Below are 11,997 nucleotides of genomic sequence, written 5' to 3' on the forward strand. Positions count from 1 at the left end.
AGCGGCATCTTCTCGTCTTCCTGGGCGTTCTGGCGCGGCACGGCGCTTTCGCGTGGCGCCGTCATCGCCCGGTCGACGACACGGATCAGCTCATTGAGATCGAAGGGCTTCGGCAAATACTCATAGGCGCCGCGTTCCGCCGCCGTGATCGCCGTCTTCAGTGTGTTTTGCGCGCTCATGACGATGATCGGAATCTCTGGCCGCGCCCGTTTGATGCGGGGGATCAGATCGAAGGCATTCTCGTCCGGCATCACGACGTCGGTGATGATCAGATCGCCGTCTCCTTGCGCCACCCAGCGCCACAGCGTCGCGGCGTTGCTGGTCGCGCGCACGTCGTAGCCAACCCGGCCCAGCGCCTGATTGAGGACGGTGCGGATCGCCGCGTCGTCGTCTGCGAGAAGAATCGTGCCGCTCGGCATGGAAGGAAACTCCTACTTCGAATTGGCGGGCGTGAAGGCCTCGCCGGTGTGCATGGGCAACAAAACGCGGAAAACGGTGCGGCGAGGCTGGCTGTCGCATTCGACGATGCCGCCATGGTCGCCGATGATTTTTGCGACCAGTGCGAGCCCGAGGCCGGTTCCCGACGATTTGGTCGTGACGAAAGGATCGAAGAGATGCGGCAATAGATCGTCCGGCACGCCCGGGCCGTCATCGATCACGCAAATCTCGAGCGGCAGGCTGACGCGGTCGCGGCTGCCCGGCATCGAGAGGCGGACACCGGGCCTGTAGGCCGTCGTCAGCACGATCTCGCCATCCGGCTTGCCGATCGCCTCCGCGGCGTTTTTGACGAGGTTCAGGAACACCTGGATCAGTTGATCCTTGTCGCCAAGCACCGGCGGCAGCGAGGGATCGTATTCCTCGGCGATCTTGATGCCCTTGGCGAAGCCCGTCTGCGCAAGCTGCTTCACATGGCCGAGCACGAGATGGATATTGACCGGCTCGCGCGGTACCGGCCTTTCGTCGGAGAAAACCTCCATGCGGTCGACAAGTTTGCAGATACGATCCGTCTCGTCGCAGATAAGCCGCGTCAGTGTGCGATCTTCCGGCGGAGCCGTCAGCTCGAGAAGCTGCGCCGCGCCGCGAATGCCCGACAACGGATTCTTTATCTCATGCGCGAGGATCGCCGCCATGCCCGTGACGGAGCGAGCAGCACCTCTATGCGTCAGCTGACGATCCATCTTGTGCGCCATCGTCCGCACCTGAAGGATCAGCAGGACATGGCCCGGATATTCGGCGACCGGCGTCACCTGAATATCGACGGCACGATCGCCCGCCCGCGGCGTCCCGATCTCGACGCCATACTCATTGACCGAAACGCCGTGCTCTTGTACCTGCGCGATGAGCGCCAGAACGGGGCTTCCGAAGGCGACGAAATCGTTGAGGGAGTGGCGCAGCAGAACGGCCGAACTCGCCGCAAAAAACTGCTCGGCGCTGTCGTTCACATACTCGATCCGCATGTCGCGATCGATCATCAGTACCGGATGCGGCATGGCATTCAGGATCGCCGCCGAATCCGGCTTCAGGCCAGTCGCCGGCTGGAACGCGGTACGTGCCATCACGCAGCCTCTCTCTCACTGACGGATTTCTCGGCGGCGGTTTCATAAAAGCTCGCCATCCGGTCGAGAACCGCGCTCGTGTCCTGCAGCCGGACGATTTCCGCCTTCGCCGTCATCGCTTCCTCGGGCAGAACTCGCGAAGCTTCTTCGAGGTACCAAACGAGATGCTTACGGGCGACGCGCAGCCCCAACCCCTCGCCATAATGTGCAAGCATGTCGCGGTAATGCGCATCGACGATCCGGCCCTGCTCTTCCCAGCCCGGTGCCGGAAGCTTCTCGCCAGTGGCGAGGTAATGCGCGACCTGAGCCATGAACCACGGGCGCCCCTGCGCGCCGCGCCCGATCATCACGCCGTCGGCGCCCGAGGCGTCGAGAATGGCGCGGGCGTCTTCCTCGCTGGTGACGTCGCCATTGGCGACGACCGGGATCGAAACCGCTTCCTTGACCCGGGCTATGAAACCCCAGTCGGCCCGGCCCTTGTAGAACTGACAACGCGTCCGACCATGCACCGTGACCATCCGCACGCCTGCCGCCTCGGCCCGTCGGGCGAGGTCAGGCGCGTTGCGTGTTTCGTCGTCCCAGCCGGTCCGCATCTTGAGGGTCACCGGAACCGATACGGCCCCCACCGTCGCTTCGATCAGCGTCAACGCATGGTCGAGATCGCGCATCAGCGCCGAACCCGAAAGGCCATTGGTTACGGCCTTGGCCGGACAACCCATATTGATGTCGATGATGTCGGCACCGGCCTGTTCGGCCATGGCAGCGCCCTTCCCCATCCAGTGCGCTTCCCTACCGGCGAGCTGGATCGCCAATGGCTCGACCTCACCCGCGCCGGCCGCCCTGCGGACCACGTCAGGCCGAGCCCGGACGAGCTCGTCGCTCGCCACCATCTCCGACACGACAAGCCCCGCGCCAAGCCGGTGCGCAGCCCGCCGGAACGGCAGGTCGGTGACGCCGGCCATGGGCGCCAGCAGAACGGGGGTCCGAAGCCGATGGGGACCAATCACGATGGACAAAATTTAGGCACCAAAACAAGTTGCACAATCTTTAGTCAGTCTAGCGTCGGCTTTTGTGCGCTGCAAGAGGATTTCATTTCCATCTTGCGCCCGGCCCGGCCCGGCGCGTAAACGAGCCATATGACTGTTGCCGCGCTGATCGTGGCGGCGGGCCGGGGAACACGCGCCGGCCCGGGCGCCCCCAAGCAATACCGCCTGCTTGCCGGCCAGCCCGTGCTGCGCCGAACCCTGGCGGCCTTCTCCGGTCATCCGGGTGTCGATCACGTCCTCACCGTCATTCATCCCGACGACCGGGCGGCCTATGACGAGGCGGCCGCGGATCTTCCCAAGATTCTCCCCCCTTGCTCAGGTGGCTCGACGCGGCAGGCTTCGGTTCTGCTCGGGCTCGAGGCGCTGGCGGCGCTGACACCGTCCCGCGTGCTCATCCATGACGGCGCACGGCCGCTGGTAAGCCCGGGTATCATCAGTCGCAGCATCGAAGCACTGGCGACTCGTTCCGGTGCGCTGGTCGCAATCCCGCTCACCGATACGATACGCCGCGCCTCGGACGGCCTTGCAGGCGAAACGATCCCGCGCGACGGTCTCTGGCGGGCGCAAACGCCGCAAGCCTTCCGATTCGAGGCCATTCTGGCCGCGCACCGGACCATGGCGGGCGGCGAGACGACCGACGACGTGGCGGTCGCGGCGGCGGCCGGCATTGAGGTCGCGATGATCGAGGGGGACGAGGCCAATATGAAGATCACCAGCGCCGACGATCTCGCCCGCGCAGAACGGTTGCTGGCCGGCGCCGCGGAGTTCCGCACCGGCACCGGCTTCGACGTGCACCGCTTCGGCGACGGCGACCATGTCATGCTCTGTGGCGTTCGCGTTCCGCACACGCAAGGCCTCATCGGCCATTCGGACGCCGATGCCGGCCTCCATGCGTTGACCGACGCGATCCTCGGCGCGATCGGCGCAGGCGATATCGGCCAGCACTTCCCGCCAAGCGATCCGCAGTGGAAAGGCGCGTCCTCCGACCGCTTCCTCGCCCATGCGGCCAGGCTCACGCGCGAGGCCGGCGCCAATATCGTCAATGTCGACGTGACTTTCATCTGCGAGCGCCCGAAGATCGGCCCCGTGCGGGACGCGATGCGCGCCCGCGTCGCTGAAATCCTCGCGATCGACATCTCCCGTGTCAGCATCAAGGCGACGACGACGGAAGGTCTCGGCTTCACGGGCCGCAACGAGGGCCTCGCCGCGCAGGCGCTCGCCAACCTGCGTTTCATCGCCAGCTCGTCTGCCAACACATGAGCATCTTCACGCCGATCCCCGCCCCTCTCCGCTTCGCCGATCCGGTGACGCTGATCGCGACGTGGTTCGGCTCGGGCCTTTTGCCCAAAGCGCCGGGCACGTGGGGTTCGCTCGCCGCGCTGCCGCCCGCTTTCCTGCTCGCCTGGTTCGGCGGCGCTCCCGCACTCGTGATGGGTGCCGCCCTTGCCTTCGTCCTCGGCATTCCGGCGGCAGCGCGTTATGCGGCGGCGCTGGGCAGGGACGACCCGTCGGAGATCGTCATCGACGAAGTGGCGGCGCAATGGCTGGTTCTCGCCGCGCTGCCGCTGACGCCCCTTGCGTGGCTCATTGGTTTTCTTCTCTTCCGTTTCTTCGACGTCGTGAAGCCCTGGCCGGTGAGCCTCGCCGATCGCCGGCTGAAAGGCGGCCCAGGTATCATGACCGACGATATGGTCGCAGCCGCCTACGCAATCCTCGTCATTCTTCTTCTCCGCCATTTTACCGGGATGCCTTGATGTCGATATTCCCACGTCCACTGATGCAGCGTGCCGAACTCCTGCTCGGCGATTGCCGCGACGCGAAGATCAAGCTTGCGATGGCGGAATCCTGCACCGGCGGTCTCATCGCGGCGCTGCTGACCGAAATTCCCGGATCGTCCGACGTGGTGGAACGCGGCTTCGTCGTCTATTCCAATGAGGCCAAGCGCGACTCTCTCGGCGTGCCCGGCGATCTGATCGCCGATTTCGGTGCCGTGAGCGAAACCGTCGCCCGCGCAATGGCGGAAGGCGCTCTCAACAATTCACGCGCGCAGATTTCGGTATCGGTGACGGGCGTCGCGGGGCCCGGCGGCGGCACGGCGTTGAAGCCGGTCGGCCTCGTCCATTTCGGTGCGGCACGGCGCGGCCGCAACATCGTTCACGAAGTTCATCGCTTCGGCGATATCGGCCGCGAACAGATCCGGCTCAAGAGCGTCGAGATCGCTTTGGAGTTACTCCGCCGGATGATCTGATCAGCCGGATGAAGGCTGCGGGCTCGAAGGCTCCATAGAGGTCAGCGCCGGACTTCCATATAGCGCGTCGGCACGGTCGATGAAGGCCTGCATCATGCGCGAGAAAGCTTTCGCGAATACGTTGTTTATGAGTTTTTGCAACGTCACACTGCGAAATTCGAAATCGATAAAGAAGTGGATGCGCGAGCCGCCCTCCGGCAGCGGCTCGAATTCCCACTTGTTGCTGAGGTGACGAAACGGCCCCCGCACATAATGCACGTCGATCTTGCGCGCGACGGCGTCGAGTACGACCCTGCTCGTGAATTGTTCGCGGAAAACCTTGTAGGCGATGATGAGGTCGGCAATCAGAACCTCGTTCGCGCCTTCCATCTCGCGTTGACGAATCCGCGCACCGGCGCACCAGGGCAGGAATTCGGGATAGCGCTCGATGCCGGCGACGAGCGCGAACATCTGATCCGCCCCATAGGGAACATCGCGGGTCTGGTGAGCGGCGGGCATTCGAGACCTAGGAGCGCGCGAGTTGCGCGTTGCGGGCATTGCGCAACAGCGCGAAGTCCGAATCCGCGTGGTAGGACGAGCGCGTCAGCGGGCTTGCGGACACAAGAAGGAAGCCCTTGGTCCGCGCAATCGTCTCATAGGATTTGAATTCGTCAGGCGCAACGAAACGATCGATCGCCGCGTGCTTGCGCGTCGGCTGGAGATATTGCCCGATGGTCAGGAAGTCGATATTGGCCGAGCGCATGTCGTCCATCACCTGCTGCACTTCCTCACGCGCCTCGCCGAGACCGACCATGATGCCGGACTTGGTGAAGATCGACGGGTCGATCTCTTTTACGCGCTGGAGAAGGCGTAGTGAGTGGAAATAGCGCGCGCCCGGCCGAATGGTCGGATAGAGCCGCGGCACGGTTTCGAGATTGTGATTGAAGACGTCGGGCTTGGCCGCCACGACCTTCTCGAGCGCGCCGTCCTTACGCAGGAAGTCCGGCGTCAGGATTTCGATCGTCGTCGCCGGCGAGCGGCGGCGGATCGCCTCGATCACCTCGACGAAATGCTGAGCGCCGCCATCCGCGAGATCGTCGCGATCGACCGACGTGATGACGACATGCAGAAGCCCGAGCTTTTCGACCGCATTCGCGACGTGCTCCGGCTCGTCCCGGTCGAGCGCGCCCGGTAGGCCGGTCTTCACGTTGCAGAAGGAACAGGCGCGCGTACAGGTATCGCCCATGATCATCATCGTCGCATGCTTCTTCGACCAGCACTCGCCGACATTAGGGCAGCCTGCCTCTTCGCATACCGTCACCAGGCCGTTGTCGCGAATAATGCGCTTGGTCTCGTTATAGACGGGCGATCCCGGCGCCTTGACCCTGATCCATTCAGGCTTGCGCAATACCGGCGTATCGGGGCGATTGGCCTTCTCGGGATGCCGCGGGCGCGCTTGCTCATCCGGCCCGGAAGCCGTGTCCTGAAGCGTATTGATGATCGTCGCCATTTCGCCGAAATCCTGATCGAGCCCGTCCCGCCTCCACGTTTGAACATGGATAGACAGGAAAGGCGATTCAAGCAAATCCAGCGTGAATCCGGATTCACGTCTCTGCCCCGGACAGATCACTCGGAAAGATCGAAAAAGCCGCCCAGCATCTGGTCCCGACCGTCGTCGGTCTTCATCGGGAAGTAAGATGCCTCGAAACTTGCGTGTTCGACATTCAGACCGATCAGCCGTCCTCGCAGATAGGCAGGCCTTCCGGCCATGAATATCCGCCGGTGAAAGGCGACCTGCTCCGAGGCCATGCGGCGCCCATAGCACTCCGTGAAGCGGCGACCGGTCAGCTTTATGTTCAAACGATGCTCATTCTCGCTGCCGACGAGACGATAAAAAAGATCGGCGTCGTCATCCGCGGGTTCGACGATAAACACACCGCCGAGTATCTGCCGGAAGTCGAACGGGTTCACCCAGCTTCGTCGCACGACGCCGTCCGGGCCCGCATTTGAGCGCCAGTAATCGAGAAGGAGTCGGTTCTTTGGATGAGCGGGCGCATCGATTTCCACGACGTCGTAGTCGATCGCCTTTTCTTGCCGTGCCGATTCCTTGAGCATGGTGCCGCCTCCGGCATCAATACTGTAACGACTGAGTTAATCAATCGTAACTGTTCAAGTCGAGGCGAAGCCAAGCCGTGTAAATTGGCTCTCGGGAACTTCAAGCTCCCGAAGAATAGAGTGAAGTCGTTCGGCGTATTCTTCCTCTACTGGCGTTCCGGCCAGATTGCGCTCTTCACCCGGATCGACATCGAGCGCGTAAAGATGATTGCCGCTGAACTTGGTCGCCGCCCAGAAGGGGACCTTGTCGCCCTGCTGCCAATCCTGCCGGATCACAGGCACGTCGCTTCCGGGCATCCGCGAGAGATAGGCACGATCGTCAGGGAGCGGAAGCTCCTGCTCACGCGTCAGAAAATGCGTCGGCATGGTCGACCAACGGTTGGACAACATGGTAAGCGGCGCATTGGCGGCGCGAGGTGCCCGGGCGTATTTGTAGTGCTTGTCGACCAGATGAACCTCGCGGCCCCAGACGCCCGTCAACACCCAGTCGCGCACCTCCGCCACCTCGCCGCGCAGAAGCGGTAGCAGGGAGCGGCCATGCGTCTTCTGCCGGACTTCCACGCCGAAGACGTCGGCCAGCGTCGCGAAGAGATCGACGCTGGTGGTGAGCGCGTCGCATTGGCCCGGCGCAATTGCAGGATGCGAGATCAGCAAAGGTATACGGCCCAGCGTCTCGTAAACGGGCACTCCCGGTTTGCCCCAGATATCCTTCTCGCCGAGATAATGTCCGTGATCGGTGCAGAGGACGAAGAGCGTATCGTCCCAGAGCTTGTGACGGTCGACGGCGTCGAGAATTTTCCCGAACCAGCGGTCGATCATGGTGAGCTTGCCGCCATAAGCAGCGCGCAATTGGCGCGCCTGCGCTTCCGTCAGAACGCCCTTCGCAAGGGCGCCCTGCATGTAAGGCGGCCAGATGATCTTCGGTCCGTCCCAGTCGGGATCGTACATCGACGCATAGGGCTCCGGCGTGTCGAAGGGCTCGTGCGGATCGAACTCGTCGACGAAAAGCATGAAGCGATCATGATGTCCGGCATTCTCGTCGATCCACTTCGCCGCCGACGCCATCGTCCTGGGGCCGGGAAAATCCGCTTCGCTGCGGAAATAGCCCCGTGAATTGTCGTAAGGCATGGGCGGACGAAAAAGGCTCGGCGCGCCCGTCCAGCTCGGATCCGGCTGCGTCTTCCAGGGATCGCCTTCATGTCCGCGCTGGTAATCCCAGGCCGTGAAATCGACATGGAAATTTTCGCCACCCGTCTCAAAGAGATGCGGATGATCGGATATGAGCTGCGTGACGACACCCGCCTTGCGCAGTTCATAGGTGATCGCGTCTTCCCAGATCTCGACGGAACCCCATGGCTTCCACAGAAAATCGAGCGCCCCACATAGAATGTCGTGACGCGCCGGCATGCAGGGCAAGGAACCGGTGTAATGACGGGTGAAGCGCGTAGCACGGGCAGCAAAGCGATCGAGGTTCGGCGTCGCGAACTCGGCGCCTCCATAAGAGCCCAGCATGTGCCGGTTAAGACTGTCGAGTAGAATGACGATGACGTTCTTCGGACTGCCTCGTTCCTGCGCGACACCGTCATTCATTTTGCTGCCTGTTTCCGCCTCTTGGCGGCCCAGAGATTGAGCGACTCGACGCCGATCGAGAAAGCGACCGCGAAGTAGAGATAGGCTTTGGGAATATGGAAGTGTAGCGCATCGGCGACCAGTGAAACGCCGATCAGGATCAGGAAGCTCAACGCCAGCATCTTGACCGTCGGATGTCGTTCGACGAAATGCCCGACCGGTTCCGCCGCGAAGATCATCACGGCGACCGCCGCAAGGACCGCAAAGGCCATGATCTCGAAGTGATCGGACATGCCGACGGCCGTCATGACGGTGTCGAGCGAGAAGATGATATCGATGATGCCGATCTGCGCCACGACCGACCAGAGGCCGGGCGCCTTGACCGCGATCTTGTGGCCACCCTCCTCGCCGCCTTCCACTGCGTGATGGATTTCAAGCGTCGATTTCGCGATCAGGAAGAGACCGCCGACGAACAAAATGAGATCACGCCAGGAGATCCCCATCTCGCCGACCGTGAAGATCGGCTGGCTGAGCGTGACGATCCAGGCGACCGAAGCCAGCAGGGCAAGCCGGGTGACCAGCGCTGCGGCGAGACCGAGGCGGCGCCCCCGCTTCTGCTTTTCCGGTGGCAAACGGGAGGCGAGAATCGACAGAAAGATGAGATTGTCGACGCCAAGAACGATCTCGAGGATCGTCAGCGTCAGCAGACTGGCCCAGTTTTCCGGGCTGGAAAGAATTTCAATCATGATGCGCGTTAGATGTGGAGCGCGCGGCCGAAAGCGTCAAGCACGGACTCGTGCATCGTCTCGCTGAGAGTGGGGTGCGGGAAGATGGTTTGCATCAGCTCTGCTTCGGTGGCTTCGAGATTTCGGGCGACCGTATAGCCCTGGATGAGTTCTGTCACCTCCGCCCCGATCATATGGGCACCGAGAAGCTCGCCCGTCCTGGCGTCGAAGATCGTTTTGACCAACCCGTCCGGCTCGCCCAGCGCAATCGCCTTGCCATTGCCCCTGAAGGGGAACCGGCCGACCTTGATCTCACGGCCGCCTTCCTTTGCCTTGGCCTCGGTGAGGCCGACACTGGCAATTTGCGGGTAGGAATAGGTGCAACCCGGCACTTTTGTGACATCCAGCGGATGGAGCCCCTTGCCGCCAGCCAGGTGCTCCACGGCCAGCACGCCCTCATGCATCGCCTTGTGCGCAAGCCAGGGTGCGCCGACGAGATCTCCGATGGCATAGATGCCTTTGACACCGGTCTCCAGCCATTGGTTGACGACGACATGGCCCCGATCGACCTTAACGCCTGCCTGTTCGAGCCCGATATTCTCGACATTGCCGGTGATTCCGACCGCCGAAATGACCCGCTCGGCCGTCACCCGCTGCGACTTTCCGTCCCTGGTCGCGATCGTCGCGGTCACGCTGTCCGCACCCTTGTCGAGCTTCTCGACCTTGGCAGACGTCAGAATGGTCATGCCGAGCTTCTTGAAGGCCTTGGCGGCGAGATCGGAAATCTCGGCGTCCTCGACCGGCAGGATGCGGTCCATCACCTCGACCACGGTCACCTCCGCGCCGAAGGCCCGGTAGAAACTGGCGAACTCGATGCCGATGGCGCCGGAGCCGATCACCAGCAGCGACTTCGGCATCGAAGGCGGCACCATCGCCTCGCGATAGGTCCAGACGAGCTTGCCGTCGGGCTCCAGCCCCGGCAGCGTCCGCGCCCGCGCGCCGGTTGCCAGAATGATGTTCTTCGCCGTGAGCTCACTCTTGCCGGCCTTGCCGTCGACCGCCACCTTGCCGGAACCGGCAAGCTTCGCCGTTCCCTCGATGACGTCGACCTTGTTCTTCTTCATCAGGAACTTGACGCCGTTCGACAGCGTCTCGGCGACCTTACGGCTGCGTTTCACCACGGCGGCGGCATCATAGGAGATGTTGCCGGCCTTCAGCCCGAACTCCTCGAGCCGATGCAGCGAGTGATAGATCTCGGCGGAGCGCAGCAGCGCCTTGGTCGGGATGCAACCCCAATTGAGGCAGATGCCGCCCAGCGCCTCGCGCTCGACGATGGCCGTCTTCAGCCCGAGCTGCCCGGCGCGCACCGCCGCAACATAACCGCCCGGACCGGACCCGATGATGACGAGATCGTAGCTGGTATCGGCCATCGTTGAGTTTCCCTAGAGCAGCATTGAAGGCGGATATTCGACGTAGGCCTTGAAGGCTTCGAGGAACTGCGCACCCAGTGCACCGTCGATAGCGCGATGATCGCAGGACATGGTCACCGTCATGACGGTCGCCGTCTCGATCTTGCCGTTGTGAACAACGGCCCGCTCCTCGCCCTTGCCGACGGCAATAATCGCGGCCTGCGGCGGATTGATGACTGCCGTGAAGTTCTTGATACCGAACATGCCGAGATTGGAAATCGAGAAACTGCCGCCTTCGAATTCCTGCGGCTTCAGCTTCTTGTTTCGCGCCCGCTCGGCAAGCTCCTTCGCTTCCGCCGAAATCTCGGCGAGGCCTTTCGTCTCCGCGTTGCGGATGATCGGCGTGATAAGTCCGCCTTCGAGCGCCACGGCAATGCCGATATCGGCATGTTTGTGTTTCAGAAGCGAGGTGCCGGCAAAGCTGACATTCGCATTCGGCACCTTCATCAGCGCGAGCGCGGAGGCGCGGATCAGGAAATCATTGACCGAAAGTTTGATCCCGCCCGTCTCGTTCAGGTGCTTGCGCACACGAAACAGCTCGTCGAGTTCGCAATCGATGGTGAGGTAGAAATGCGGGATCTCCTGCATCGCTTGCGCCAGACGCCGCGCAATGGTGCGCCGCATGCTGTCGAGCGGCACTTCTTCATAGGAGTCCTTTTCGTAGAAGGCTCGCGGATCGATCGACGGTCCGATAGCCGTTGGCGCAGCGCCACCCGGCACCGCGGCACGCGGCGGCGCCATGCCAGGTTTTGCACTCTCGACATCTGCTTTCACAATGCGTCCGCGCGGGCCGGAACCAGCGACACTTGCTAGGTCGACGCCCTTCTCCTTGGCAATCCGCTTCGCCAGCGGTGACGCGAAAATCCGACTGCCGTTCTGATCGTGACGCGGTGGCAACGCCGTTACGGGCGGCACCGGCATTGCCTTCTCTTCCGTCGGCGGTGCGGGAGTTGGGGATGGTGCGACGGGCTTGGTTTCCCGCTTGGGTGCCTCGGCGCTCGCTGGCGGAGGCGTTGGCGCTGCATCCTTCAACGCGCTCGCATCCTCGCCTTCGCCAAGCAGCATCGCGATCGGCTTGTTGACCGGTACATTCTCGGCACCTTCCGGCACGAGAAGCTTGCCGATGCGGCCTTCATCGACCGCCTCGACCTCCATCGTCGCCTTGTCGGTCTCGATTTCCGCGATGACATCGCCGGAGACGACCTTGTCGCCCTCCTTCACATGCCATTTCGCGAGCTTGCCTTCTTCCATCGTCGGCGAAAGCGCGGGCATCAGAATGGGTGTCGGCAT

At 62.7% G+C, this 11,997-nt stretch carries 13 protein-coding genes; 3 read left to right on the plus strand and 10 right to left on the minus strand.

All coding sequences use genetic code 11. The features are described 5' to 3' along the window. The 3 genes from VMR03_RS09535 to dusB form a co-directional block, all read right to left on the minus strand. On the minus strand, positions 1-419 hold a 419-nt coding region (locus tag VMR03_RS09535; protein ID WP_325404573.1), incomplete at its 3' end, for a response regulator. A 12-nt stretch (positions 420-431) separates the two neighbouring features. Then, positions 432-1,556: a nitrogen regulation protein NR(II) gene (locus tag VMR03_RS09540; protein ID WP_325404575.1), complete on the minus strand. Its 1,125-nt coding sequence runs from the start codon at positions 1,554-1,556 to the stop codon at positions 432-434. Continuing rightward, complete coding sequence (gene dusB, locus VMR03_RS09545; protein ID WP_325404577.1) at positions 1,556-2,572, minus strand: tRNA dihydrouridine synthase DusB; 1,017 nt, start codon at positions 2,570-2,572, stop codon at positions 1,556-1,558. Before dusB ends, VMR03_RS09540 begins: the two co-directional genes overlap by 1 nt. A gap of 120 nt (positions 2,573-2,692) precedes the next feature. On the opposite strand from dusB, the gene VMR03_RS09550 reads away from it, so the two are divergent. Genes VMR03_RS09550 through VMR03_RS09560 form a run of 3 tightly spaced genes read left to right on the plus strand, consistent with a single transcriptional unit; the run spans position 2,693 to position 4,850 of the window. Further along, the gene (locus VMR03_RS09550) at positions 2,693-3,862 is read left to right on the plus strand and encodes a bifunctional 2-C-methyl-D-erythritol 4-phosphate cytidylyltransferase/2-C-methyl-D-erythritol 2,4-cyclodiphosphate synthase (protein ID WP_325404579.1); all 1,170 of its coding nucleotides are present in this window, start codon (positions 2,693-2,695) and stop codon (positions 3,860-3,862) included. Continuing rightward, entirely contained in the window at positions 3,859-4,356 is a 498-nt protein-coding gene (locus VMR03_RS09555) for a phosphatidylglycerophosphatase A (RefSeq protein ID WP_325404581.1), read from the plus strand. The genes VMR03_RS09550 and VMR03_RS09555 overlap by 4 nt, the downstream gene beginning before the upstream one ends. Beyond that, positions 4,356-4,850: a CinA family protein gene (locus VMR03_RS09560; RefSeq protein ID WP_325404583.1), complete on the plus strand. Its 495-nt coding sequence runs from the start codon at positions 4,356-4,358 to the stop codon at positions 4,848-4,850. Before VMR03_RS09555 ends, VMR03_RS09560 begins: the two co-directional genes overlap by 1 nt. Here VMR03_RS09560 and VMR03_RS09565 read toward each other — a convergent pair whose 3' ends face one another. The 7 genes from VMR03_RS09565 to VMR03_RS09595 all read right to left on the minus strand — a co-directional run bounded on the left by VMR03_RS09565 (position 4,851) and on the right by VMR03_RS09595 (position 11,997). Continuing rightward, positions 4,851-5,387, minus strand: coding sequence for a type II toxin-antitoxin system RatA family toxin (locus tag VMR03_RS09565; RefSeq protein ID WP_325404585.1), 537 nt, complete (start codon positions 5,385-5,387; stop codon positions 4,851-4,853). Next, positions 5,356-6,339 carry a lipoyl synthase gene (gene lipA, locus VMR03_RS09570; RefSeq protein ID WP_325404587.1) on the minus strand — a complete coding sequence of 328 codons (984 nt, stop codon included), beginning with the start codon at positions 6,337-6,339 and terminating at the stop codon, positions 5,356-5,358. Before lipA ends, VMR03_RS09565 begins: the two co-directional genes overlap by 32 nt. Before the next feature lie 116 nt (positions 6,340-6,455). Beyond that, positions 6,456-6,944 (minus strand): PAS domain-containing protein, encoded by a 489-nt coding sequence (locus VMR03_RS09575; RefSeq protein WP_325404588.1) that lies wholly within the window; start codon positions 6,942-6,944, stop codon positions 6,456-6,458. A 54-nt stretch (positions 6,945-6,998) separates the two neighbouring features. Then, complete coding sequence (locus VMR03_RS09580; protein ID WP_325404591.1) at positions 6,999-8,534, minus strand: sulfatase; 1,536 nt, start codon at positions 8,532-8,534, stop codon at positions 6,999-7,001. Further along, positions 8,531-9,259 carry a TerC family protein gene (locus VMR03_RS09585; protein ID WP_325404593.1) on the minus strand — a complete coding sequence of 243 codons (729 nt, stop codon included), beginning with the start codon at positions 9,257-9,259 and terminating at the stop codon, positions 8,531-8,533. Before VMR03_RS09585 ends, VMR03_RS09580 begins: the two co-directional genes overlap by 4 nt. Positions 9,260-9,267: 8 nt before the next feature. Further along, on the minus strand, positions 9,268-10,668 hold the full coding sequence (lpdA, locus tag VMR03_RS09590) for a dihydrolipoyl dehydrogenase (protein ID WP_325404595.1): 1,401 nt from the start codon (positions 10,666-10,668) through the stop codon (positions 9,268-9,270). A gap of 12 nt (positions 10,669-10,680) precedes the next feature. Further along, complete coding sequence (locus VMR03_RS09595) at positions 10,681-11,997, minus strand: pyruvate dehydrogenase complex dihydrolipoamide acetyltransferase (RefSeq protein ID WP_325404597.1); 1,317 nt, start codon at positions 11,995-11,997, stop codon at positions 10,681-10,683.

This window comes from Parvibaculum sp., from assembly GCF_035511255.1.
GTDB lineage: Bacteria > Pseudomonadota > Alphaproteobacteria > Parvibaculales > Parvibaculaceae > Parvibaculum.

What these genes read in the sequence shown, in the direction of transcription:
- VMR03_RS09540 (WP_325404575.1), bottom strand. Translation starts at nt 1,556, where the DNA reads ATGGCACGTACCGCGTTCCAGCCGGCGACTGGCCTGAAGCCGGATTCG.
- VMR03_RS09550 (WP_325404579.1), top strand. Translation starts at nt 2,693, where the DNA reads ATGACTGTTGCCGCGCTGATCGTGGCGGCGGGCCGGGGAACACGCGCC.
- VMR03_RS09555 (WP_325404581.1), top strand. Translation starts at nt 3,859, where the DNA reads ATGAGCATCTTCACGCCGATCCCCGCCCCTCTCCGCTTCGCCGATCCG.
- VMR03_RS09560 (WP_325404583.1), top strand. Translation starts at nt 4,356, where the DNA reads ATGTCGATATTCCCACGTCCACTGATGCAGCGTGCCGAACTCCTGCTC.
- VMR03_RS09565 (WP_325404585.1), bottom strand. Translation starts at nt 5,387, where the DNA reads ATGCCCGCAACGCGCAACTCGCGCGCTCCTAGGTCTCGAATGCCCGCC.
- lipA (WP_325404587.1), bottom strand. Translation starts at nt 6,339, where the DNA reads ATGGCGACGATCATCAATACGCTTCAGGACACGGCTTCCGGGCCGGAT.
- VMR03_RS09575 (WP_325404588.1), bottom strand. Translation starts at nt 6,944, where the DNA reads ATGCTCAAGGAATCGGCACGGCAAGAAAAGGCGATCGACTACGACGTC.
- VMR03_RS09580 (WP_325404591.1), bottom strand. Translation starts at nt 8,534, where the DNA reads ATGAATGACGGTGTCGCGCAGGAACGAGGCAGTCCGAAGAACGTCATC.
- VMR03_RS09585 (WP_325404593.1), bottom strand. Translation starts at nt 9,259, where the DNA reads ATGATTGAAATTCTTTCCAGCCCGGAAAACTGGGCCAGTCTGCTGACG.
- lpdA (WP_325404595.1), bottom strand. Translation starts at nt 10,668, where the DNA reads ATGGCCGATACCAGCTACGATCTCGTCATCATCGGGTCCGGTCCGGGC.
- VMR03_RS09595 (WP_325404597.1), bottom strand. Translation starts at nt 11,997, where the DNA reads ATGCCGACACCCATTCTGATGCCCGCGCTTTCGCCGACGATGGAAGAA.